Source organism: Luteibacter sp. HAY1-4A (genome assembly GCF_056755355.1).
This window is the reverse complement of the sequence record NZ_JBNDHZ010000038.1, coordinates 22,646-44,384: the sequence shown is the minus strand read 5'-3', so window position 1 is coordinate 44,384 and position 21,739 is coordinate 22,646. Positions and strand designations below refer to the sequence as shown.

General features: G+C 66.5%; 23 protein-coding genes. 13 read left to right on the top strand and 10 right to left on the bottom strand.

All coding sequences use genetic code 11. The features are described from left to right. Nucleotides 1-47 precede the first annotated feature (47 nt). Entirely contained in the window at nt 48-518 is a 471-nt protein-coding gene (locus ACPYOD_RS13695; RefSeq protein WP_481302283.1) for an organic hydroperoxide resistance protein, read from the bottom strand. Between the two features lie 29 nt (nt 519-547). Then, a complete protein-coding gene (locus tag ACPYOD_RS13690) occupies nt 548-1,120 on the bottom strand; it encodes a C40 family peptidase (protein WP_481302282.1) in 573 nt (190 codons plus the stop codon). A 114-nt stretch (nt 1,121-1,234) separates the two neighbouring features. Here ACPYOD_RS13690 and ACPYOD_RS13685 point away from each other — a divergent pair, with 114 nt between their 5' ends. The 3 genes from ACPYOD_RS13685 to hutG are packed head-to-tail and all read left to right on the top strand — an operon-like array spanning nt 1,235 to nt 4,721. Further along, on the top strand, nt 1,235-2,494 hold the full coding sequence (locus ACPYOD_RS13685) for an NAD(P)/FAD-dependent oxidoreductase (RefSeq protein WP_481302281.1): 1,260 nt from the start codon (nt 1,235-1,237) through the stop codon (nt 2,492-2,494). 60 nt (nt 2,495-2,554) lie between these two features. Then, nucleotides 2,555-3,916, top strand: a complete 1,362-nt coding sequence (gene gorA, locus ACPYOD_RS13680) for a glutathione-disulfide reductase (protein ID WP_481302280.1) — start codon at nt 2,555-2,557, stop codon at nt 3,914-3,916. Nucleotides 3,917-3,932: 16 nt separating this feature from the next. Continuing rightward, entirely contained in the window at nt 3,933-4,721 is a 789-nt protein-coding gene (gene hutG / locus ACPYOD_RS13675; RefSeq protein ID WP_481302279.1) for an N-formylglutamate deformylase, read from the top strand. A 93-nt stretch (nt 4,722-4,814) separates the two neighbouring features. On the opposite strand, the gene ACPYOD_RS13670 is transcribed toward hutG, so the two are convergent. From ACPYOD_RS13670 to asnS, 6 genes are read right to left on the bottom strand one after another with little or no spacing between them, the layout of a single operon-like run. Next, nucleotides 4,815-5,234 carry a RidA family protein gene (locus ACPYOD_RS13670; protein WP_481302278.1) on the bottom strand — a complete coding sequence of 140 codons (420 nt, stop codon included), beginning with the start codon at nt 5,232-5,234 and terminating at the stop codon, nt 4,815-4,817. After that, the gene (locus ACPYOD_RS13665; protein WP_481302277.1) at nt 5,224-6,675 is read right to left on the bottom strand and encodes an aldehyde dehydrogenase; all 1,452 of its coding nucleotides are present in this window, start codon (nt 6,673-6,675) and stop codon (nt 5,224-5,226) included. The genes ACPYOD_RS13670 and ACPYOD_RS13665 overlap by 11 nt, the downstream gene beginning before the upstream one ends. 7 nt (nt 6,676-6,682) lie before the next feature. After that, a complete protein-coding gene (locus ACPYOD_RS13660; RefSeq protein ID WP_481302276.1) occupies nt 6,683-7,471 on the bottom strand; it encodes an SDR family oxidoreductase in 789 nt (262 codons plus the stop codon). 26 nt (nt 7,472-7,497) lie between these two features. Next, nucleotides 7,498-7,830 (bottom strand): hypothetical protein, encoded by a 333-nt coding sequence (locus ACPYOD_RS13655; RefSeq protein WP_481302275.1) that lies wholly within the window; start codon nt 7,828-7,830, stop codon nt 7,498-7,500. Nucleotides 7,831-7,836: 6 nt separating this feature from the next. Beyond that, a complete protein-coding gene (locus ACPYOD_RS13650; protein WP_481302274.1) occupies nt 7,837-8,661 on the bottom strand; it encodes a MalM family protein in 825 nt (274 codons plus the stop codon). A 12-nt stretch (nt 8,662-8,673) separates the two neighbouring features. After that, on the bottom strand, nt 8,674-10,077 hold the full coding sequence (asnS, locus tag ACPYOD_RS13645; RefSeq protein ID WP_481302273.1) for an asparagine--tRNA ligase: 1,404 nt from the start codon (nt 10,075-10,077) through the stop codon (nt 8,674-8,676). 121 nt (nt 10,078-10,198) lie between these two features. Here asnS and ACPYOD_RS13640 point away from each other — a divergent pair, with 121 nt between their 5' ends. From ACPYOD_RS13640 to radA, 10 genes are all read left to right on the top strand, one after another. Continuing rightward, nucleotides 10,199-10,522, top strand: coding sequence for a HesB/IscA family protein (locus ACPYOD_RS13640; RefSeq protein ID WP_481302272.1), 324 nt, complete (start codon nt 10,199-10,201; stop codon nt 10,520-10,522). A 245-nt stretch (nt 10,523-10,767) separates the two neighbouring features. Continuing rightward, nucleotides 10,768-11,190, top strand: a complete 423-nt coding sequence (rpsF, locus tag ACPYOD_RS13635) for a 30S ribosomal protein S6 (protein ID WP_481302271.1) — start codon at nt 10,768-10,770, stop codon at nt 11,188-11,190. 15 nt (nt 11,191-11,205) lie between these two features. After that, the gene (gene rpsR / locus ACPYOD_RS13630; RefSeq protein WP_029214018.1) at nt 11,206-11,436 is read left to right on the top strand and encodes a 30S ribosomal protein S18; all 231 of its coding nucleotides are present in this window, start codon (nt 11,206-11,208) and stop codon (nt 11,434-11,436) included. Nucleotides 11,437-11,543: 107 nt separating this feature from the next. Next, nucleotides 11,544-11,990, top strand: coding sequence for a 50S ribosomal protein L9 (rplI, locus tag ACPYOD_RS13625; RefSeq protein ID WP_481302270.1), 447 nt, complete (start codon nt 11,544-11,546; stop codon nt 11,988-11,990). Nucleotides 11,991-12,159: 169 nt separating this feature from the next. Next, the gene (locus ACPYOD_RS13620) at nt 12,160-13,566 is read left to right on the top strand and encodes a replicative DNA helicase (protein ID WP_481302269.1); all 1,407 of its coding nucleotides are present in this window, start codon (nt 12,160-12,162) and stop codon (nt 13,564-13,566) included. Between the two features lie 54 nt (nt 13,567-13,620). Further along, complete coding sequence (locus ACPYOD_RS13615) at nt 13,621-15,063, top strand: flavin-containing monooxygenase (protein ID WP_481302268.1); 1,443 nt, start codon at nt 13,621-13,623, stop codon at nt 15,061-15,063. A 58-nt stretch (nt 15,064-15,121) separates the two neighbouring features. Beyond that, nucleotides 15,122-15,880 carry an SGNH/GDSL hydrolase family protein gene (locus tag ACPYOD_RS13610; RefSeq protein WP_481302267.1) on the top strand — a complete coding sequence of 253 codons (759 nt, stop codon included), beginning with the start codon at nt 15,122-15,124 and terminating at the stop codon, nt 15,878-15,880. A gap of 156 nt (nt 15,881-16,036) precedes the next feature. After that, nucleotides 16,037-17,005, top strand: coding sequence for a CsgG/HfaB family protein (locus ACPYOD_RS13605; RefSeq protein ID WP_481302266.1), 969 nt, complete (start codon nt 16,037-16,039; stop codon nt 17,003-17,005). A gap of 108 nt (nt 17,006-17,113) precedes the next feature. Continuing rightward, on the top strand, nt 17,114-18,202 hold the full coding sequence (alr, locus tag ACPYOD_RS13600) for an alanine racemase (protein ID WP_481302265.1): 1,089 nt from the start codon (nt 17,114-17,116) through the stop codon (nt 18,200-18,202). Between the two features lie 82 nt (nt 18,203-18,284). Further along, complete coding sequence (gene radA / locus ACPYOD_RS13595) at nt 18,285-19,673, top strand: DNA repair protein RadA (RefSeq protein WP_481302264.1); 1,389 nt, start codon at nt 18,285-18,287, stop codon at nt 19,671-19,673. Nucleotides 19,674-19,683: 10 nt separating this feature from the next. Here the strand turns inward: radA and ACPYOD_RS13590 are convergent, their stop codons facing one another. Continuing rightward, complete coding sequence (locus ACPYOD_RS13590) at nt 19,684-21,156, bottom strand: PhoPQ-activated protein PqaA family protein (RefSeq protein ID WP_481302263.1); 1,473 nt, start codon at nt 21,154-21,156, stop codon at nt 19,684-19,686. A 251-nt stretch (nt 21,157-21,407) separates the two neighbouring features. Next, nucleotides 21,408-21,692 (bottom strand): EF-hand domain-containing protein, encoded by a 285-nt coding sequence (locus ACPYOD_RS13585; RefSeq protein ID WP_481302262.1) that lies wholly within the window; start codon nt 21,690-21,692, stop codon nt 21,408-21,410. Nucleotides 21,693-21,739: the final 47 nt, after the last annotated feature.

Here is a 21,739-nt window from a genome sequence, read left to right as displayed (position 1 = left end):
CCCCCCCCCCCCCCCCCCCCCCCCCGCTTCCCACATAGGTTCGGCGGTCAGACGACCGATTCGCCGTTCACCGAGATCTCGACGTCGATGTTGCCGCGGGTGGCGTGCGAGTAAGGGCAGACATCCTCATGCGCGGTCTTGACGATGGCCTTTGCCGTTTCGTTGTCCACGTTCGGCAAGGAAACCTCCAGCTTCGCCCGGATCGCGAAGCCCGAACCCTCACGGGGGCCGATGCTGACACTGCTGTCGACGTGAGCGCCCTTTACATCAGCCTTCTTTTGGCCAGCTACGAAACGCACAGCGCCCTCAAAGCAGGCGGCGTAACCGACCGCAAAGAGCTGTTCGGGATTGGAGCCACCGCCCTGGCCACCCATCTCCTTCGGAAGATGCAGTTGGAGGTCGATCGTCCCGTCGGGCTGTTTGTTGCTGTCCGTGCTCTGGCCGTGACCCTCGCGGCCGCCTTCGACGTGACCATGAGCCGTGTAGAGAACCTTCTGAATCTTCGAGATGTTGCTCATTTCGGATGTCCTTGGATCAGGGGAGGGAATCAGTTCAGAACGCGCCGGCCATAGGCGAAGTTCTCTTTCCAGTAGGCACCTTCGAGATCGTCCAAGCGTACCGTGCCGCCCGAGTTGGGTGCATGCACGAAACGACCCTTGCCGACGTAAACGCCTACGTGCGTGATATGGCCGTGTCCGAAGAACACAAGGTCGCCGCTGGCCAGTTCGTCTTCCCCCACCTTTGGCTTGTCGAGGGCAGCCATCTCGGCGGACGTGCGCGGAAGGCGCAGGCCGGTCGAGGTCATGTAGATGTAGTTGATGAGGCCGCTGCAATCGAAGCCGCCCTGTGGCGTGTTCCCACCCCAGCGATACGGCGTGCCGACGAGACCGATGGCCCGGAAGAGCACGTCGTTCGCGGCGTCGGCGGGCGGCGCGGCCGCCGGCGCCATCGACCAGCCCAGGTTCTTTGCGATGGGTACCGCCGACGCCGGATTGCGGCGCTGCGACGACGAAGGCTTGTGCGGAGCCCCACCGCAGGCGACCAGCATCATGGCCATGGCCGTGGCGACCAGCGGGCCGGCGACGGTCCGGAGGCGGAAGCGGTACGTGGCTGGAATCATTGGGTCGGTCCTGTCCATCTCAGGCGAAACGAGAGTATCAAATCAACAGGTTGCAAGGAATACCTGCCAAAACGCACGAATTCATCCGGCGTACGGCGGCGCTAGAATGGGCGGATGGAACGATCCCGAAGTGACGTGCTGATCCTCGGTGGAGGCGTGATAGGGCTCGCTTGCGCCCTTTACCTCCTCAAGCGAGGGGCGAGCGTTCGCGTCCTGGAACAGGGCCTCCCCGGAAGTGGCAGTTCGCACGGCAACTGCGGCACCGTCACGCCGAGCCACGCGGCGCCGCTGACCATGCCCGGCATGGTGGGCGTCGCCTTGCGCTCGCTGCTGCGCCGGGACGCGCCGCTCTACGTGAATCCCCGGCCGGATGCGGCGAGGGCCCGCTGGCTGCTGGGCTTCGCGCTGCGCTGCACCTGGCGGGACTTCGAGCGCGCCGGCCAGGCGCGCGGGGCGATCCTCGCGCGGTCGCGTGCCTTGCTCGACGACTTCGTCGCCCGTGAAGGGTTGGAGTGCGAGTTCGAGTCGACGGGCGAGCTTTACGTCTATCGCCAGGCACGCACGTTGCGCGCGGATCGTCCGCACGTCGATCTGCTGCGCAGGCTCGGCATGGAGGTCAGCGAGCTCGACGGCGACGCGGCCCTCGCCCTCGAACCGGCGCTGCGCAAAGGCGTGGCCGGTGCCTTGCTGCATCCCGGCGATGCGCGGCTGCGGCCCGACCGCTTCGTGGCCGAACTGGCGCGACGTGTCCGTGAGCTTGGTGGGGCGATCGAGACGGGCGCGCGGATCGACGAATTCGTGTTCGACGGCGCGCGGATTTCGCATGTGCGCACCACGGGCGGTGTCTTCAGCGGGGACCGCGTCGTGATGGCGCTCGGCGCATGGTCGCCCCTGGTGAGCCGCCTGCTCGACATTCGCCTGCCCATGCAACCCGGCAAGGGCTATTCGTTGACATGGGAGCGGCCGCCGCTGCGTGCGCCCCATCATTCACTGGTGCTGCGCGAGGCGGCGGTATGCGTCACGCCATGGCAGTCGGGCTATCGGCTTGGCAGCACGATGGAATTCTCGGGCTTCGACGAAGGCCTCAACGACATACGCATCGATGCCCTGCGCCGCGGTGCCGCCGCGTACCTGCACGAACCGGAGGGGCGCGGCGACGTCGTTCCATGGTGGGGCTGGCGGCCGATGAGCGTGGACGAGGTGCCGATCATCGGGCCGAGCACGCGCTGGACGAACCTCGCCTATGCGACGGCGCACGGCATGCTCGGCATCAGCATGTCCGCGGCCACGGGCGAGTTGCTGGCGGATCTGCTCTCAGGGTCGACACCGGTGCTCGATCCGCTGCCTTTCTCGCCGGCCCGCTTCACACTTTGACGCTCCTGCGGGCATCGCGCCTTCTGCTAGGGTTGCGGTTTTCACTCAAAGGAACCACGCATGACCGCGGAAACCTTCGACCTCATCGTGATCGGCGGCGGATCGGGCGGGCTGGCCGCCGCGATCAGGGCGTCGAAGCACGGTGCGAAGGTCGCGTTGCTGGAACCGAACGAACTCGGCGGCACCTGCGTCAACGTCGGCTGCGTGCCGAAGAAAGCGATGTGGTACGCGGCGCAGATGGCGGAGGCCCAGTACATCGCCGTCGACTACGGTTTCCACGACAAGCCGGGTAGCCTCGACTGGCCGCGCTTCATCGAACGCCGCGACGAGTACATCCAGCGCATCCGCGGAAAATATGCGCAAACCCTGGACACGGGCCACATCACGCTCATTCGCGAGTACGGCCGCTTCCTCGCGCCCGGCCGCGTCCAGGCCGGCGCGCGCGAACTCACCGCGCCGCACATCGTCATCGCCACCGGTTCCTCCCCACGCCGACTCGACAAACCCGGGTTCGAACTCGGCATCACCTCGGACGAGTTCTTCGATCTGCGCGCGTGTCCGCGGCGCGCGGCGATCATCGGCGGAGGCTACATCGCCGTCGAACTCGCCGGCGTGCTGCGGGCGCTCGGTTGCGACGTGGACATGTACGTGCGCGGCCGCCTGATGGGTGGCTTCGACGAGGAGATGGCCTTCGTCCTAGGCGAAGAGATGCGCAAGCACGGCATCGAGATTCACTACGGCTGCCAGATCGAGGCTGCGCACGAGAAGGACGGCGTGCTCCTGCTCGACTGCGACAGCGGCTCGCGGCCGGGACCGTACGACGTGCTCATCTTCGCGGTCGGGCGCGATTCGAACACGGCCTCGCTGGACGTCGAGCGCATCGGCCTGCGCACCGGCGAGCACGGCCACGTGGAGATCGACGACTTCCAGAACACCAACGTGCCGGGCGTGTACGCCGTGGGCGACGTGACGCCGCGCATGCAACTCACCCCCGTGGCGGTGGCGGCGGGGCGGAAGCTGGCCGACCGGCTCTTCGGCGGCAAGCCCGATGCAAAGCTCGACTACGAGAACGTTCCCAGCGTGGTGTTCTCGCATCCGCCGCTGGGCACCATCGGCATGTCGGAGCAGCAGGCGCGCGAGCGCTACGGGGCCGACGTGCACCTGTACAAGCAGTCGTTCATTCCCATGCAGCTGGCGCTCGCCCACCGACCCATGACGACGGTGTTCAAGCTCATCTGCGTGGGGGACGACTCCCGCATCGTCGGCATGCAGATGCTCGGGCCGGGGGTGGACGAAATACTCCAGGGCTTCGCCGTGGCGATCAAGATGGGCGCCACCAAGGCCGACCTGGACGCCACGCTCGCCATCCATCCCACGGTGTCGGAAGAGATGGTGCTGATGGGCGATCGGGTGCCCGGTTGAGCGCTACACTGCCGCCATGACCCCGTATACCTTGCATCGCGGCACGGCGCCGCTCCTGATCAGCCTTCCGCACAACGGCAGCGCCATTCCCGACGAACTGGCCGCCCGCATGAAGCGACCGGCGCGCCGGTCGCCGGATACCGACTGGCACGTGGCGGAGCTTTACGACTTCGCGCGCGACATGGGCGCCAGCGTCATCAAGCCCTTCGCCTCGCGCTATGTGGTGGACCTGAACCGGCCCGCCGACGGCCACGCGCTGTATCCCGGCAGGAGCGAAACCGGGCTGGTACCGACTATCCTGTTCAGCGGCGAGTCCATCTACCGGCCGGGCGCGGAGCCCGATGCCGACGAGATCGCCGATCGTGTGAAACGATGGTGGAAGCCGTACCACCGCGCCCTCGCCGACGAACTGAACCGGCTGCGCAAGGCGTTCGGGCGCGTGGTGCTCTGGGAAGGCCATTCCATCCGCAGCCACGTTCCCATGCTCTTCGAAGGGCGGTTGCCGGACTTCAACATCGGCACGGCCGACGGCGCCAGTTGCTCGCCGGCCCTGCAGGCGAAGCTGACCGCACTGCTGGAAGCCCAGACCGACTACACGCACGCGGTGAACGGCCGCTTCAAGGGTGGCTACATCACACGGAACTACGGCAGCCCGGAGCAGGGCGTCGACGCCGTGCAACTGGAGCTGTCGCAGCTCAACTACATGGACGAGGATTCGTTCGAATACCTGCCGGCGAAGGCGGCCCATGTGCAGTTGTTGATCGGCGAGATGTTGAAAGCCTGCCTGGAGCACGCGCGGTCCTAGCGCCTGTGTGGGAGCCGCTTCAGCGGCGATGGCTTCTCGCGGCAAGCTTGCCCGCTGAAGCGGGATCGCCGCTGAAGCGGCTCCCACAGTTTTTCAGGCGAAAGCCGCGACGCACTTCAGCTCGATGGCGATCGGTGTGGGAAGGGCATTCACTTCCACCGTCGTCCGGCATGCGTCGACGCCCTTGAACGCTTCCGCATAAAGGCGGTTGTACGTCGCGAAGTCATGGGCCATGTCGGTGAGGTAGACGGTGACGTCGACCAGGTCCGCGAAGCGCGCGCCGCTGGCCTCCAGCACCGTCCGCACGTTGGCGAAAACCTGTCGGCACTGGGCTTCGATGTCGTATGACAGCAGGTTGCCTTCGGCGTCCATGACGTTGCCGGGAATGGCGTTCGTGGCGGGCTCGCGCGGGCCGATACCGGAAAGGAACAGCAGCTGGCCCACACGCCGCGCATGGGGGTACGCCCCTACCGGGGCAGGCGCGCCTTCGACGCGGATGATGTCATTGGCCATGGTCGATGCAGATGTTCCTGGCTTCGGTGAAGAAACGCATGGCTTCGAAACCGCCTTCGCGGCCTACGCCGGATTGCTTCGTACCGCCGAACGGCGTGCGCAGGTCACGCAGCATCCAGCAGTTGACCCAGACGATGCCGAAGTCGAGCTTCGCCGCGAAGCGATGCGCGCGGGAGACGTCGCGCGTCCATACGGAGGCGGCCAGACCGTAGGGCGTGCCGTTGGCGATCGCCAGCGCCTCGTCTTCGTCGTCGAAGGGGATGAGGGTGACGACGGGGCCGAAGATTTCTTCCTGGTTGGTGGCGGTGTCGGCCCCCAGCCCCTCGATGACGGTGGGTTCGATGAACCATCCGTCCGCGCACCGGCCGCCGACATCCACCCGGCTACCGCCGGTGAGGATCGTGCCACCTTCGGCACGTGCCCGTTCGATGCAGCCGCTTACTTTTTCGAAATGTGCCTTGGAGACGAGGGCGCCGAGCTGGTTGGCGGTGTCCCGTGGATCGCCCACGCGCAGGGCGCGCACGCGCTCCAGGTATGCGTCGCGGAAGCGCTCGTAGATGGATCGCTGCACGAGCAACCGGGAGCCGCACAGGCAGATCTCGCCCTGGTTGGCGAAGCCCGAGCGCACGATGGTCGCCATGGACGACTCGGTGAAATCGAAATCGTCGAACACGATGGCGGGATTCTTGCCGCCGAGTTCCAGCGACACTTTCTTGAGGCGTGGCGCTGCGGCGGAGGCGATGGCCATGCCGGTGCGCGTGCTGCCGGTGAAGGAAATGGCCTTGACAGCCTCGTGCGTGACGATGGCTTCGCCGACGGCGGGACCCGTGCCGTGCACGATGTTCAGCACGCCCGGAGGAAAGCCTGCTTCCTCCGCCAGCGTGCCTAGGAGCCACGCCGTATAGGGAGTGATTTCCGACGGCTTGGCCACGACCGCGTTGCCGGCGGCGAGCGCCGGCGCGACCTTCCAGGTGAACAGGTAGAGCGGTAGGTTCCAGGGGCTGATACAGCCCACCACGCCGAGCGGAAGGCGCAGCGTGTAGTTGATGGCGCCGAACTCCATCGCGTGCGACTCACCGCTCCATTGGCTGGCAGCGGCGGCGAAGAAGCGCAGGTTGGCGATGGCGCGCGGTATGTCGAGCGAGCGGGCCAGGGCAAGCGGCTTGCCGCTGTCCTGGGATTCGGCCTCGGCGAACGACTCCAGGCGAACCTCGATGCCGTCTGCCAGCCGTTGCAGGCAACGGGCGCGTGCTTCGGACGGAAGCCGCGACCAGGCGGGCGCGGCGCGGCTGGCAGCGGCGACGGCCGCGGCCACGTCGTCCGCACTGGAATCGGGGCATTGCGCGAACGCCTGGCCTGTCGCCGGGTCGACGACATCAAGGTGCTTACCGTCCAGTGCTGCGCATTGCCGTCCATCGATGAGGTTGGAAAGGACGAGCATGGCCGCCTCAGTTCAGGGCGCGTGTGCGGCCGCCGTCGACGGCGATGCTGGTGCCGTTTACGTATCCGGCCGCGGGACTGGCGAGGAACGCCACCATGGCGGCCACTTCCGCCGGCTCGGCGAAGCGGGCGGCCGGCACGCTCGCGAGCAGACCCTTCTCCACCTCTTCCCGCGTGCGGCCGGCCTTCACGCTGGCTTCCACCAGCGCTTCCAGGCGAGGCGTGCGCGTGTACCCGGGAAGGACATTGTTCACGGTGATGCCGTCGGCCGCGACTTCGCTGGCGAGCGTCTTCGCCCATCCCGCCATGGCGGCACGCGTGGTGTTGGACACGCCGAGGTTCGGGATCGGCTCCTTCACCGAGGTGGACACGATGTTCACGATGCGCCCGTAGCGCGCCTCGCGCATGCCCGGCAGGCAGGCGTGGGCGAGCACCTGGGCAGCGACGACGTGCTGGCGATACGCGGTAAGGAAGGCCTCGGGCTCGGCATTCCACACCGGCCCGGGCGGCGGTCCGCCGCTGTTGTTCACCAGCACGTGCACGGCGTGGTCGCCGACGATCTCGGCCACGGTGGCGGCAAGGGCCGCGGTGTCGAGCATGTCCACGGCCACGTGGCGATGTTTCTGCCCGGCCTGGCTGGCCGGCAGCTCGGCGGCCAGCGCGGCCAGCGCGTCGGCGGAGCGGGAGAGCAGGGTGACGCTGGCGCCGAGTTCGGCCAGTTCGAAGGCCGTGGCGCGGCCCAGCCCTTGCGAGGCGCCGCAGACCAGCGCGTGGCGACCGGTAAGACGAAGATCCATGCAGCGCTCCCTCGAGGGTGGCGGGCTCAGCCCTGTTTCATCGCCCACCACTGTATCGCCATTGCGACGAACCAGCACGGCCAGGCGAGCCACGGCGTGAGGCGCCACACCCGCTGCCACCGGTTCAGGTCGTCGTCGTCGAACAGCGCCGGCGCGTCCGAGCGGAGCACGCGGCGCACGCGCAGCCAGTTCGCCATGCCGTTAGGCCGGCCGGTGTCGGCCTCGACGATGGTTTTCCACTGATCGGGATAGCGCTTTCGCAGCAGCGCGGTAAAACGCCACTGGGCCACGAAGTGCAGCAGGAAAAAGGCGACCGCCCCGAGGAGGAGCAGAAGGTAGAGGTAGACGGCCGTCTGCATGAAGGATCAGCTGCCCTTTTCTTTGTCTTTGCTCTTGCCGCTCTTCTCGGGATCGTTGCCGAGGAGGTCGGTGGTGACCACGCTGCGAATGGTCGAGATGACCCCTTCGCCCTGCTGGGCCTTGGAGCAGACCGCGTTGTTGATGGCTTTCTTGTAGGTGTCGTTCTGCATGCCGACGAACAGCACGCCATCCGGACCGTGGGAAATCTTGAAGCTGCCGGCGGGATTCATCTTCACCGGTGCCTCGGCCGAGAACGTGGTCGGCGATTGTTCCCAGTAGGTCTGGCCCTTCTGCTGTTGCGCGGACGAATACACCACGAGGTAGCGGGCCTTGTCGTCCACCACCTTGAACTTGCCGAAGGCGCCGGTCGTCTCGCTCGTCCAGCCGATGTATTCGCACAGTTGGATGTCTTGCGAATGCAGCGGCTGGAAGGCGTCGTCGAGCAGCACCACCGTGGGCGCGAACAGGTAGCTCGAACTCAGCCAGCGTCCGTTGAGTTCCGACTTCATCGCGATGGTGTACGGGAGTTGCGCACCCTGCGGCAGGCGGAACGCGAGGAAGTAGCTGCGGTCGCCGTTGAGGTTGGCGACCGGGCTGTCCTTGTTCAGCTCGAACCGTTGAGGCTGCCACGGCAGCATGTCCTGGTAGGACAGGTCGGCGAAGCTACCGCAGCAGGGGGTGGCCCCCTCCAGCGTTTTCCGCGCGATGTCGATCGTGTTCGTCGGATTCTCCGGCGGACGGAGGTTCGGCGGCACGATGGCACGGCAGGCGCCCAGCGCCACGATGGCGAGGACGATGAGCAGCGGACGGAGCAGGGAAGGGGGCATCATGATTTTTCGTTACTAGAACTCGGCACTCCCTGCCGCGCGGGGGTAGGGGATGGCGTCGCGGATGTTCGACAGGCCGCACACGTAGACCAGCAGGCGCTCGAAGCCCAGGCCGAAGCCGGCATGCGGCACCGTGCCGTAACGGCGCAGGTCGCGGTACCAGTCGTAGGTGGCCTTGTCGAGGTGGAACTGGTCCATGCGGCGGTCGAGGTAATCCAGGCGCTCTTCGCGCTGGGCACCGCCGATGATTTCGCCGATGCCGGGCGCGAGGACGTCCATGGCGGCGACCGTTTTTCCGTCGTCGTTGAGGCGCATGTAGAACGCCTTGATCTGTTCGGGATAGTTCATGACGACCACGGGGCGCCCGATATGTTCCTCGGCGAGATAGCGCTCGTGCTCGGTCTGCAGGTCGACGCCCCAGGCCACGGCGTGCTCGAATTTCTTGCCGGACTTCTGCAGGATCGACACGGCCTCCGTGTAGTCGATGCGCTCGAACGGCTTGGCGATGAACGCCTCCAGGCGCGAGATGGCGTCCGGCTGCACGCGCTCGGCGAAGAACGCCATGTCGTCGGGGCGCTCGTCCAGCACGGCCTTGAAGATGCCCTTGAGGAACAGTTCTGCCAGGTCGGCGTTGTCGTTCAGGTCGGCGAAGGCCACCTCGGGCTCCACCATCCAGAATTCGGCGAGGTGCCGCGTGGTGTTGGAGTTCTCGGCACGGAACGTCGGGCCGAAGGTGTACACCTTGCTCATCGCCAGGGCGTAGCCCTCGACGTTGAGCTGGCCGGACACGGTGAGGAAGGCCTCGCGCCCGAAGAAGTCCTTGCGGAAGTCGATGCCGCCCTTGTCGTCGCGGGGGAGGTTGGCCAGGTCGAGCGTGGACAGGCGGAACATGTCGCCCGCGCCTTCGGCGTCGGACGTGGTGATGATGGGCGTGTTGATCCAGAAGAAGCCCTGTTCGGTCAGGATCCGGTGGATCGCCGTCATCATCGTGTGGCGCACGCGTGTCACCGCACCGAACAGGTTGGTGCGCGGACGCAGGTGGGCCACCTCGCGCAGGAACTCCATCGAGTGCTGCTTGGGCTGGATGGGATAGGTGAGCGGGTTCTCGACGAAGCCGGTGACCTCGATCCGCGTGGCCTGGATCTCGTACGCCTGGCCCTTGCCCTGCGACGGCACGAGCTTGCCGGTGGCGATGACGGCGGCGCCGGCGGACAGGCGCTTCACGTCCGTCTCATAATTGGCGAGATCGGAGGTGGCCACCACCTGGATGGGGGCGAAGCAGGAGCCGTCGCTCACGTTCACGAACGAGAGCCCACCCTTGGACTCGCGCAGGGTGCGAACCCAGCCGCGGACCGTGACCTCGTGTTCGCCTGCGGCCGTGCCGCCGGCGAGGGCCTGCTTGACGCTTACCACCGTCATCGATTGAAACTCCGGAAAGGGCGCCGCATGTCAGCGCGTAAGAAGCACGACCCTGCATGATAATGTAAGGTCCGCGTGAACGGCACCGTTCATCGGTATACCACGGCCAGAAAACGTTTTCATGATACAGATCACTCCTGCTGCATCCGACCGCATGCGCGCCTTCCTGGCCCGTTCTCCCGAGGCCGCGGGCGTCCGTTTCGCCGTGAAGCGCATGGGCTGCTCGGGCTTCGGCTACGTGGTGGACCTGGCCGGCGAGATCGCCGCCGACGACCGCGTGCTCGACATCGACGGCATCCGCGTGGTGGTGGACCCCAAGAGCCTGCCCCTGGTGGACGGCACGCTCATCGACTTCCAGCGCCAGGGGCTGAACGCCTCCTTCGTCTTCCACAACCCCAACGCCACGGGCGAATGCGGTTGCGGCGAGAGCTTTACCGTCTCTTAGCAGGTGTGTGGGGCCAGCTTTGTGTGGGAGCCGCTTCAGCGGCGATGGGTGCTCGCGATGAGCTCGCCCGCTGCCGCGGGATCGCCGGCATAGCCGGCTCCCACAGGACGCCCGCCTATTGCCCTAACCCCCGGTTTCTCCTTACAATGCACGGCTGGCCCTTCCAAAGGAGGGTCTTCTTGCCTCACCGCCCAAGCGCGGGAGGCTGCCATCCCCGTCAAGGGGTGCATCCACAAGGAGCCACCATGCGTCATTATGAAGTCGTGTTCCTGGTCCATCCGGACCAGAGCGAACAGGTGCCCGCCATGATCGAACGTTACAAGACGCTGATCGAAGGCGACAACGGCAAGATCCACCGCCTCGAAGACTGGGGCCGCCGCCAGCTGGCCTACCCGATCGAGAACCTCGCCAAGGCTCACTACGTGATGCTGAACATCGAGGTTTCGCAGAACGCCCTGAACGAGCTCGAGACGGGCTTCCGTTTCAACGACGCCGTCCTGCGCCACCTCGTGATCCGTCGCGACGAAGCCGATACCGAGCAGTCCTTCATCCTGAAGAGCAAGGAAAAGGACGAGCAGAAGGGTTCGCGTCGCCGTGACGACGACGGCGACGGCGACGACCGCCGTGGCGGTCGCGACAACGACAACGATCGCGACAGCGACGACTAATCGGGGATCACAGCCATGTCCAAATTTTTCCGCCGCCGCAAGTTCTGCCGCTTCACCGCCGAAGGCGTGAAGGAGATCGATTACAAGGATCTCAACACCCTCCGCCAGTACGTCACGGAGAACGGCAAGATCGTCCCGAGCCGCATCACCGGCACGAAGGCCCGCTACCAGCGCCAGCTGGCGACCGCGATCAAGCGCGCTCGCTTCCTCTCGCTGCTGCCGTACACCGACAACCACGACGTCTGATCGTCGCGCGCCCTTCCCGTTCGCGGGCGGGGCGCCCGGTGAAAGACACTCGGACAACCAGATTTGGCTGCGCGGGGCCCATCCCGTGCTAACGAAAGGAACATCCCATGGAACTCATCCTCCTCGAGAAGGTGAAGAACCTCGGCAATCTCGGCGACAAGGTCAACGTCAAGCCGGGCTACGGCCGTAACTTCCTCCTCCCGACCGGCAAGGCCGCTCGTGCCACCGCCGACAACATCGCCGCGTTCGAAGCGCGCCGCGCCGACTACGAAGCCAAGGCCAAGGAGCAGCTCTCCGGTGCCGAAGGCCGTGCGGCCAAGCTCGAAGGCGCCGAGGTCACGATCGAAGTGAACGCTTCGCCGGAAGGCAAGCTGTTCGGTTCGGTCACGCCGCGCGACGTCGCCGAAGCCCTGACCGCCAAGGGTCTGGAAGTCGACAAGAGCGAAGTGATCCAGGCCGAAGGCCCGTTCCGCAACACCGGCGAGTACGAGGTCGTCATCGTCCTCCACGCCGACGTGCAGCAGACGGTCAAGGTCAAGGTCGTCGGCGCGTAAGCTCCGCACCACCTGCAATACCGGACGGGCGCCGCAAGGCGCCCGTCTTCGTTTCTACGCACAACTTATCCACAGACTTATCCTCTCAACGGGTGAGACTTGGCCGCGTATGATCACCCTTACGACCTGCCGTCCTGGTCCGGGTGCCGTCCGCAACACGAGGTAGTCCATGTCCTTCAATCCCGAGCGAGGCGAGCGCAAGCGCCGGCGCGAGCCTTCCGCCATCGACGCGCTGCGCATTCCGCCGCATTCCATCGAGGCCGAGCAGGCCGTGCTGGGCGGCCTCATGCTTTCGCCGGATTCATTGGACAAGGTGGCCGACAAGCTCACCGATGACGACTTCTATCGCCGCGACCACCGCCTCATCTGGCGCGCCATCAACGAACTGGCGAACAAGGGCATGCCTTGCGACGCCATCACTCTCGGCGACTGGTTCATCGCCAACGAGATGGCCGAGATGGTCGGTGGCGCCACGTACCTGATGGAGCTGGCGAATTCCACGCCCAGCGCCGCGAACATCGCGGCGTATGGCGACATCGTTCGCGAGAAGTCGGTGATGCGTCAGCTGATCGACGCGGGTACCTCCATCACGGAGGACGGCTTCCGCCCCGAAGGCAAGAGCGTGCAGGAGGTGATGGAACTCGCCGAGCAGCGGGTGTTCCGCATCGCGGAGTCCGGCGCGCGCGGCAAGAAGGACATCGTGTCGGTGCGCGAGGCCACCGCCGAAGCGTTCCGCATGCTGACCGAGCGCTACGAGAAGCGCGGCCAGCTCACCGGTCTCTCCACCGGCTTCACCGACCTGGACGAACTCACGTCCGGCCTGCAGCCCTCCGACCTGATCATCGTCGCCGCGCGTCCGTCGATGGGCAAGACGGCGTTTGCCCTCAATCTCGCCGAGGCCGCCGCCATGCGCGGCAAGAAGGCCGTGGCGGTGTTCTCCATGGAAATGTCGGCGTCGCAGCTGGCCTTCCGACTCATTTCCTCCCTTGGCCGGGTGCATGCGCAGCACCTGCGCAACGGCGATCTCGCGGAAGAGGACTGGCCGCGCGTCACCTCCGCCATCACCATGCTTTCCGACGCGAAGATCTTCATCGACGACACGCCTGCGATGTCGCCCGTGGAAATGCGCTCGCGTGCGCGACGCCTGCAGCGCGAGCATGGCCTGGGCATGATCGTGATCGACTACCTGCAGCTCATGCAGGTGCCGGGCAACTCGGAAAACCGCGCCACGGAAATCTCGGAGATTTCCCGCGGCCTGAAGGCGCTGGCGAAGGAACTCAACGTGCCGGTCATCGCGCTGTCGCAGCTGAACCGCTCGCTGGAGCAGCGCGCCGACAAGCGGCCGATGATGTCCGACCTGCGCGAATCCGGCGCTATCGAGCAGGACGCGGACGTAATCATGTTCATCTACCGCGATGAGTACTACAACAAGGAATCGGCGGACAAAGGCCTCGCCGAGATCATCATCGGCAAGCAGCGTAACGGCCCCACGGACACCGTGAAGCTGGCCTTCCTCGGCCACTACACGAAGTTCGAGAACTGGGCGCCCGATTCATACGTTGGCAGCTTCGACTAAAGCTCCTTGTGGGAGCCGCTTCAGCGGCGATAAGCCTCGAGACGGAGGTGCACCATGGACGACCACTACGACGTGCTCATCATCGGTGCCGGCCTGTCCGGCATCGGCATGGCATGCCGCCTCGCGTTGGCCTGTCCCAAGAAGCGCGTAGGTATCGTCGAGCGGCGCAAGGCCATCGGCGGTACGTGGGACCTGTTCCGCTATCCAGGCGTGCGCTCGGACTCCGACATGTTCACCTTCGGCTTCGGGTTCCGCCCCTGGAACGAGCTGAAGGTATTGGCCGACGGCCCCTCCATCCGCCAATACGTCGTCGACACCGCCCGCGAATTCCACATCGAGGACAAGATCCTCTTCGGACTGCGTGTGCTCGGTGCCAGCTGGTCATCCGCCGAGCGCCGCTGGACCCTTCGCGCGCGCCACGACGACGGCTCGGATCGCGTCTTCACCTGCACCTTCCTCGTCGGCGCCACCGGTTACTACGATTACGACCGCGGTCATGTGCCCGACTTTCCCGGCCTTGCCGATTTCACCGGCCGCTTCCTGCATCCGCAGCATTGGCCGGCCGACCTCGACTGGCGCGGCAAGCGCGTGGTGGTGATCGGTAGCGGCGCGACGGCGATCACCCTCGTGCCTGCATTGGCCGAAACGGCCGCGCATGTGACGATGCTGCAACGTTCACCCGGCTACGTCTTCTCGGTGCCGTCGCGCGACGCCATATCGGCCGCGCTCCTGCGGCTGCTTCCCGCCAGGCTCGTCTATGCGCTCGCACGGCGACGAAACATCTTCCTGCAACGAACGCTGTACAAGGCCGCGATGCGTTGGCCCGGCCGCGTGCGTGCCATCCTGCTCGGGGCCGTACGGCGGCAGCTGGGCAACGCGCCGATCGACGATTTCACGCCGTCGTACGCGCCATGGGCTCAACGTCTCTGCATCGTGCCCGACGCCGACCTGTTCAAGACGCTGCGCGCGGGCAGGGCATCCGTGGTGACGGACGAAGTGGCTGGGTTCGAGGGAGGGAGCATCCGCCTGGCATCGGGACGGTCGCTGGAAGCCGACATCGTCATCAGTGCGACGGGCTTCAACCTCCAGGCCCTCGGTGGCATGCGTATCGAGGTGGACGGGGTGCCGCGCGAGCCTGGCACCGTGCTGACCTACAAGGGCGTGCTCCTCGACGGCATCCCGAACCTGGCCGTGTTGTTCGGCTACATCAATGCGTCCTGGACCTTGAAGGTGGATCTCGCCGCGCAGTACGTGTGCCGCCTGCTGCTGCATATGGATGCCCGCGGCGCCACCGTGGCGACCCCTCACGCACCCGCGAACGAAGCCATGGAGGTCTGCATCCTCGACGCCATGCGCGCGGGCTATGTGGCGCGTGGCGAAGCGACCATGCCGAGGCAGGGGAAGAGCGGACCGTGGCGGGTGAGCCATCGCTACGAGTGGGATCGTCGGGTCCTCCTCGAGGAACCTGTCGGCGACGACACGCTGGAGCTGTCGTAGCGGAGCGTCTCTTCCCGCCTTGCTATGCTCGGGGCTCGTCCCAGTGAGGAGAGTGCCGATGTTCCGTTCCCACCTTGTCCTGGCCGCAGGCCTTCTTGCGACAACCGCGGTCATGGCGGCGCCACAGATCACGGTGCCCGAACATCCCACGGCGGATCAGCGCGCCGACATCGAACACCAGCTCAACGACTGGCCGAACCTCGCCCGCTACGCGAAGGACAATGCCGCACTCGGTGCCCCCAAGGCGGGCCAGCCGCGAGTGGTTTTCATGGGCGATTCCATCACGGATGCCTGGGGCCGTTCGCTGGGCACGTTCTTTCCCGGTCACGATTACATCAATCGCGGCATCAGCGGTCAGACCACGCCGCAGATGCTCGTGAGGTTCCGGGCCGACGTCGTGGCGCTCAAGCCGGCAGCGGTGGTCATCCTGGCGGGTACGAACGACATCGCGGGCAACACGGGTCCCGTCACGCTCGAGTCGATCGAGGACAACCTCGCATCCATGGCCGACCTGGCGAGGGCGCACGGCATACGCGTGGTCATCGCATCAGTCATGCCGGTGAGCGACTACGTGTCGAAGGACCAGACCGTGCGGCGTCCTCCGGAGAAGATCCGCGCGCTCAACGACTGGATCAAGGCGTACACGGCGCGCGAGCATCTCGGCTTCCTCGATTACTACACGGCCATGGTCGACGCGAGTGGCCAGTTGAAGCGGGAACTCAGCTACGACGGGCTGCACCCCAATGCCGCCGGCTATGCGGTGATGGCACCGTTGGCGGAGAAGGCCATCGCGCAGGCGCTGCGCGACCCTCGCTGACGCGACGGCGCAGCCTCCGGGAAGGGATTTCCCGACGACATCCTAAAGACGGTTCGGTTGATGGTCACTAGCATCACGCCCCCGTGATGCCTTCGCGTGGGTGCGCCCGACCGCGTGCAAGGCGGACCACCGGGCGCATCAAGGACCGAATCGATCATGGAAACCACTCAGAGGCGCGCCGCCACGGCGTCGCTCGCGCTCGCCTGCGCCATCACCGTGTCGGGCTGCACCGCAGGCAATCCGCTCGTTACCCGCTCGCAGAAGGAGCACGAGGCGAAGGTATCCGCCATTCCCAAGTGTTCGCGAAAGCTCGGCACGCTCTCCGTCATCGAGCCCGAGGGCGGCGTGCACTGGTGGACCCAGCAACAACTCCCCTCGCCGACGAAGCTCATCAAGGTCTTCGTCAGCAAGTCCGGCTGCTTCACGCTGCTCGATCGTGGCATGGGCATGGGTGCGGCGATGCGCGAGCGCGAATTGGCCGCGGGCGGCGAACTGCGCGGGGGCGCCAATGTCGGCAAGGGCCAGGTGAAGGCGGCCGATTACGTACTCGTGCCCGATCTCGTCTCCCGCAACAGCGATGCCGGTGGTGGCTCGCTCAGCGCGCTGGCCGGCGGCCTCATCGGCGGTGGCGCCGGGAAGCTGGTCAGTGCCATCAACATCCATTCCAAGACCGCGGATGTCACGCTCACCGTCACCGACGTCCGCTCGTCGGAGCAGGTCGCCCTGGCGGAAGGACATGGCGAGAAGAACGATATCGGCCTCGGTGCGCGAGGTGTGTTCAACGGATCGCAAGGCGGCCTCGGCGGCGGTGTCGGCGGCTACGCGAACACCACCATCGGGCAGGTCATCACCATGGCCTACCTCGACGCCTACACCAAGCTGGTGGGTGAGATGGGTGGCATGCCGGGCAACGCCTCCGCGGCCAATACCCGGCAGTCGGGCACGATCCGCGTCGCCACGCGCATGTTCGAGAACGCGACCATGAAGGGCAAGGTGGTACGCCTGCTCGATGTCGGCATGACGGTTTATCCCACCGGCGAGAAGGCGGGGCTCAATTGGCAGGTGGAAGACGAGCACGGCAATCGTGGCTGGGTGTCCTCCGTGAACTTCGATCTCGCCAGATAGCCCTGCCGGCGGCGGGAGATCCTCCCGCCGCCACATCCGCGCCCGACGGTCGCCAGCCCGGTGCGGCTAGACTGGGCGGTCTTTCGCCGCCGCGTCGCCTTCGAAGCCATGAGCCGTACCACCGTCGCCACCATCCACCTCGGCGCCCTGCGCCACAACCTCGCCCGTGTCCGCGCCCTGGCCGGCCCGGCAAAGGTCATGGCGGTGGTCAAGGCCGATGCCTATGGCCATGGGCTGGAACGCGTGGCGCGGGCGCTGGACGGCAACGCCGAAGCTTTCGCCGTTGCCTCCATCGCCGACGGGCTGCGGCTCCGTGCCGCCGGCCACAAGCAGCGAATCGTCGTATTGTCGGGGCCCGACACACCATCGGACCTCGTGGAAATGCAGCGCCTGCGGCTGGACGCGCTGATCCATCACGATGCGCAGCTGCCCTGGCTGGCGCGGGCCGATCCGGCGCGCGGCCCGCTGCGGGTGTGGATCAAGGTGGACACCGGCATGCATCGCCTGGGGTTCGCGCCGGAGCGCGCACGCGAGGTCCACGCCAGCCTGCGGGCGATGCCGGCCATCGACGGCGAGATCGGGCTCATGACCCATTTCGCGTCCTCGGAGGAATTCGAAGGAAGCGACACCGCGTTGCAGATCGCCCGGTTCCGCGATGCGACGGAAGGGCTGCCGGGACCCCGCGCGCTGTCCAACTCCGCCGCCGTGCTCGGCTGGCCCGATGCGCGTGGCGACTGGGTGCGCACCGGCGGCCTGTTGTATGGCCTGTCGGTGGTGGAAGGGCGGTCGGGTGCCGATTTCGGCTTTCGCCCGGCCATGTCGCTCGCGACGCGGCTGGTGGCGATCAACCGCCTCGCCAGGGGCGAGCGCGTCGGCTACAACGGCACGTACGAGTGTCCCGAGGACATGGCGGTCGGCGTGGCGGCCATCGGCTACGGCGACGGTTATCCCCGCAGCGCGGCGGCCGGCACGCCGGTGCTCGTGAACGGCCGGATGGCCCCACTGGTCGGCCGCGTGTCCATGGATCTCATTACCCTGGACCTGCGCGGCGTGCCCGACGCGCGCGTCGGCGACAAGGTCACGCTGTGGGGCGAAGGGCTTCCGGTGGAGACGGTCGCCGCCTCCGCCGGCACGATCTCCTACGACCTCACATGCGGCATGACCCGCCGCGTGCTGTTCGTCGAGGACGAGGCCTGACGCGGTACCCTTCGCGGCCGCGTATCGCTCCGTGCGACGCATCCGCGCTATACATGCCGCTTCGCCAGAGGATTCCGGAACGATGGCCAAGGCCAAGACCGCCTACGTCTGCACCCAGTGCGGCGCCGAACACAGCAAATGGCAAGGCCAGTGCGCCGAATGCGGCGAGTGGAACGTGCTGTCCGAATTCGTCGTGCAACCGGCGAAGCCAAACGCCGTGTCCACCGGCACGCGTCGTGGCGGCTACGCCGGCGAAGCGGCCGGGGCGCCGCGCATCACGCCGCTCACGGAAGTGCTGCTGACGGCCGAGGCACGCACGAACACCGGCATCGGCGAACTCGACCGCGTGCTCGGCGGCGGCCTGGTCGACGGATCCGTGGTGTTGATCGGTGGCGATCCCGGGATCGGAAAATCCACGCTCTTGTTGCAGATGCTCGGTACGCTCGGTGCCAGCCTGCCCAGCCTCTACGTCACGGGCGAAGAATCCCTGGGGCAGGTGGCCGGCCGCGCGCAGCGCCTCGATCTTCCGCTGGGGCCGCTGCATGCGCTGGCGGAAACGTGCATCGAGCGCATCCTCGAGCAGGCCGCCACGGCACGTCCTCGCGTGCTCGTCATCGATTCGATCCAGACCATCTGGACGGAACTGCTCACCGCCGCACCCGGTTCGGTGAGCCAGGTGCGCGAATCCGCGGCGAAGCTCACCCGTTTCGCCAAGGAAACGGGCACCTCGGTATTCCTCGTGGGCCACGTGACGAAGGAGGGCGGCATCGCCGGTCCTCGCGTCCTCGAACACATGGTCGACGCGGTGCTGTATTTCGAGGGCGAGTCCGGCAGCCGTTTCCGCGTCCTGCGCGCATTCAAGAACCGCTTCGGCGCGGTGAACGAACTGGGTGTGTTCGCCATGTCGGAGAAGGGCCTGCGCGAGGTGCCCAACCCATCGGCCATCTTCCTCTCGGCGCACTCGGGCCCCACCCCGGGAAGCGCCGTGATGGTCACGCGCGAAGGTACGCGTCCGCTGCTGGTAGAGGTGCAGGCCCTGGTGGACCAGTCGTCCCTGGGCAACCCGCGGCGCGTCGTGCTTGGCCTGGAACAGAACCGCCTGGCGATGCTGCTCGCGGTGCTGCACCGGCATGGTGGCGTGGCGGCCTACGACCAGGACGTATTCGTCAACGTCGTCGGCGGCATCCGCGTGCAGGAAACCGCGTCGGACGTGCCCGTGCTCATGGCCGTGCTGTCGAGCCTGCGCGACCGTCCGCTCCCCGAGAAGACCATCGCCTTCGGCGAGGTGGGCCTCTCGGGCGAAATCCGGCCCGTGCCGAACGGCGAGGAACGGCTGAAGGAAGCCGCGACCCATGGCTTTCGCCGCGCGGTCGTTCCCGCGGCGAACGCGCCGAAGCGCGGCCGCGTGGGCGAGATGGAAGTCATCGGCGTCGAACGCCTTTCGCAGGCGATCGACGCCAGCAGGGAGTGACCCCCAGGCGTTACCGGGCCGCCTTGCCGTCGGACTCATCCGGTAGCGTCGCGCAGGCCGGCCCGGTAGTGGCCGGAGGTGCGTCGGGATACGTATCCGGCCACACCACGACGGGTGTGGTGGCGACGAGGCCGTCGGCAAAACGGGCCTCGACGAAAGTCGCCGACCAGCCTGATGGGGTCGCCTGCAGCGGAGCGACGACACTGCGCCCCGGAGTGAGCGTGGTGGCCGCATAACGCACCCCGCAGGCGAAGCGGAAGTCTCGATCGTGAGGGTTCACCGCCGTCCATTGCGACACCTGCAGCGGCTGTTCGTTGAACGTAACCCGCAGCCGTGGACTGCCGGCACGGCGTTCGACATGGTGCCTGACCGAGGGCAGGCGCGATCCCTCCATGACTCGCTTGATGAAGGGCACGAGGGCATCCGGCAACACCTTCACCGTGCCGCCATGGTCGCTGTTGGGCAGCATGCGGAGAACGGTCGGGGACGGAAGGCGCGAAAGGTAACGGCCCGCGCTGTCGGGCAGAAAAAAGTCGTCGCCGCTCGCACTCACGAGGTATTTGGGCACGCCAAGGCGCCGCCGTCCCTGACGGGTTTCCAGGTAGGCGAGAGGATCTTCGAGCCGCATGAGGTTGGCGAAGGCGGGCGAGTCGCGTTCACGAAGCACGCCCGCCGCGAGGTAGTCGTGAAAGGCCACCGGCCACGCGCCGCCGTAAGTCTTCCTGGTGCGTTCGATCAATGCGCTCGTATCCGGCACGTCGATGGCGATCGGAGCGATGGCCGCGACGCGGTCGTCGGCAAGGGCAGCCAGCCATGTGGCCCATCCGCGCTTGGAGGCGCCGGTGACGATGAAACGATCGATGTGCCGGTCTTGCAGTTCGCGCTCGGCGAGGTCCATCGCCCGCACGACGGCAGCCGCCATCGGAAGGTGCACCGAGGCGAAAGGCGCCGACGTACCTCCTTCCAGCGCCTTCTTCCAGCTGTGTGCCATGATCTGGTCTTCCGTCCGTGCGACACCGTCGCTTCCACGGAGGTACTGGTTGGGCACGTCCGCGATCTCGACGACGATCGCGCCCGTCTGCTCCGCGAGCGCGATCAATGCCGGCTCGCTCAAATTCGTCGGCGGGCGGAGCTGGCCGTCGGGCCCCGCATGCCGGGTGCCGTCGTTCACGACGAGGATCGCGGTACGTGGAGCGGTGGGCGTGGGAGTCACTATGCGGACGCCGTGAAGCCATGGCGAGGGCTCGCTGGCTGGCCAGTCCTGCGAATGCAGCTCGAAGCGGGCGATCTGAGTCGTTCCCTTCGTGTACGCATCGATACGCTCGTAACGCAGGGGCTGCCGACGCACATCGGCCACATGGCGATCGAGGGCGGTCGCCCATGCGTCTGTGGAGATTTCGGCGCGCAGGGGCGACGATGCACCGGCGATGGGGGGCGTGGCAAGCAGAAGGATATAAAAGAGCGGGCGACGTACGTACCTCATGCGGTCTTCCTTTTCCTGGGATATCGCGCCCCACTCTGTCGGGACAACGCGACCCATGCAATCGGACGATGTCCGATCGCCTGATGGGTAACGCCGGAAGCGGTGTTTCACAAGGTGCGTACAGGATCGGTTCCGCCACGGACCGGTAGCAGGAGGGCGCGACCGGCCGTGTCGCGATCCGGCGAGGGTGAGATAAACCGCAGCGATGTCAGCGCGAGTGCGCGTGCACGCCGATCAGTACGACCCTCGGCTCAACGGCCGAGGCGTTGGCGTGCGAGTTCGGCGGCCTGCCGGAGTTCGCTTGGAGACAATCTTCCGTCGTGGTCGGTGTCGATCTTGTCGAAATTCTTGGCGACCCGCGGCAGGCTGGTTTCCGCTTCCTGGCGATCGATAACGCCGTCTCCGTTGCTATCCGCGGTTTTCAGGCGTGCCTGCATGTCCTGTTTGATTTGCGCCGAGCGGTCGTTCTGCGCCCAGCAGGCGGCGGAAGTGAAAAGAAGCGTCGTGGTGAGCAGGCAGGAAGCGAGTCTGGACATGGTTACCTCTGAGGCGAATGGAAGGCCATCCATGGCCTGCGTGGGGT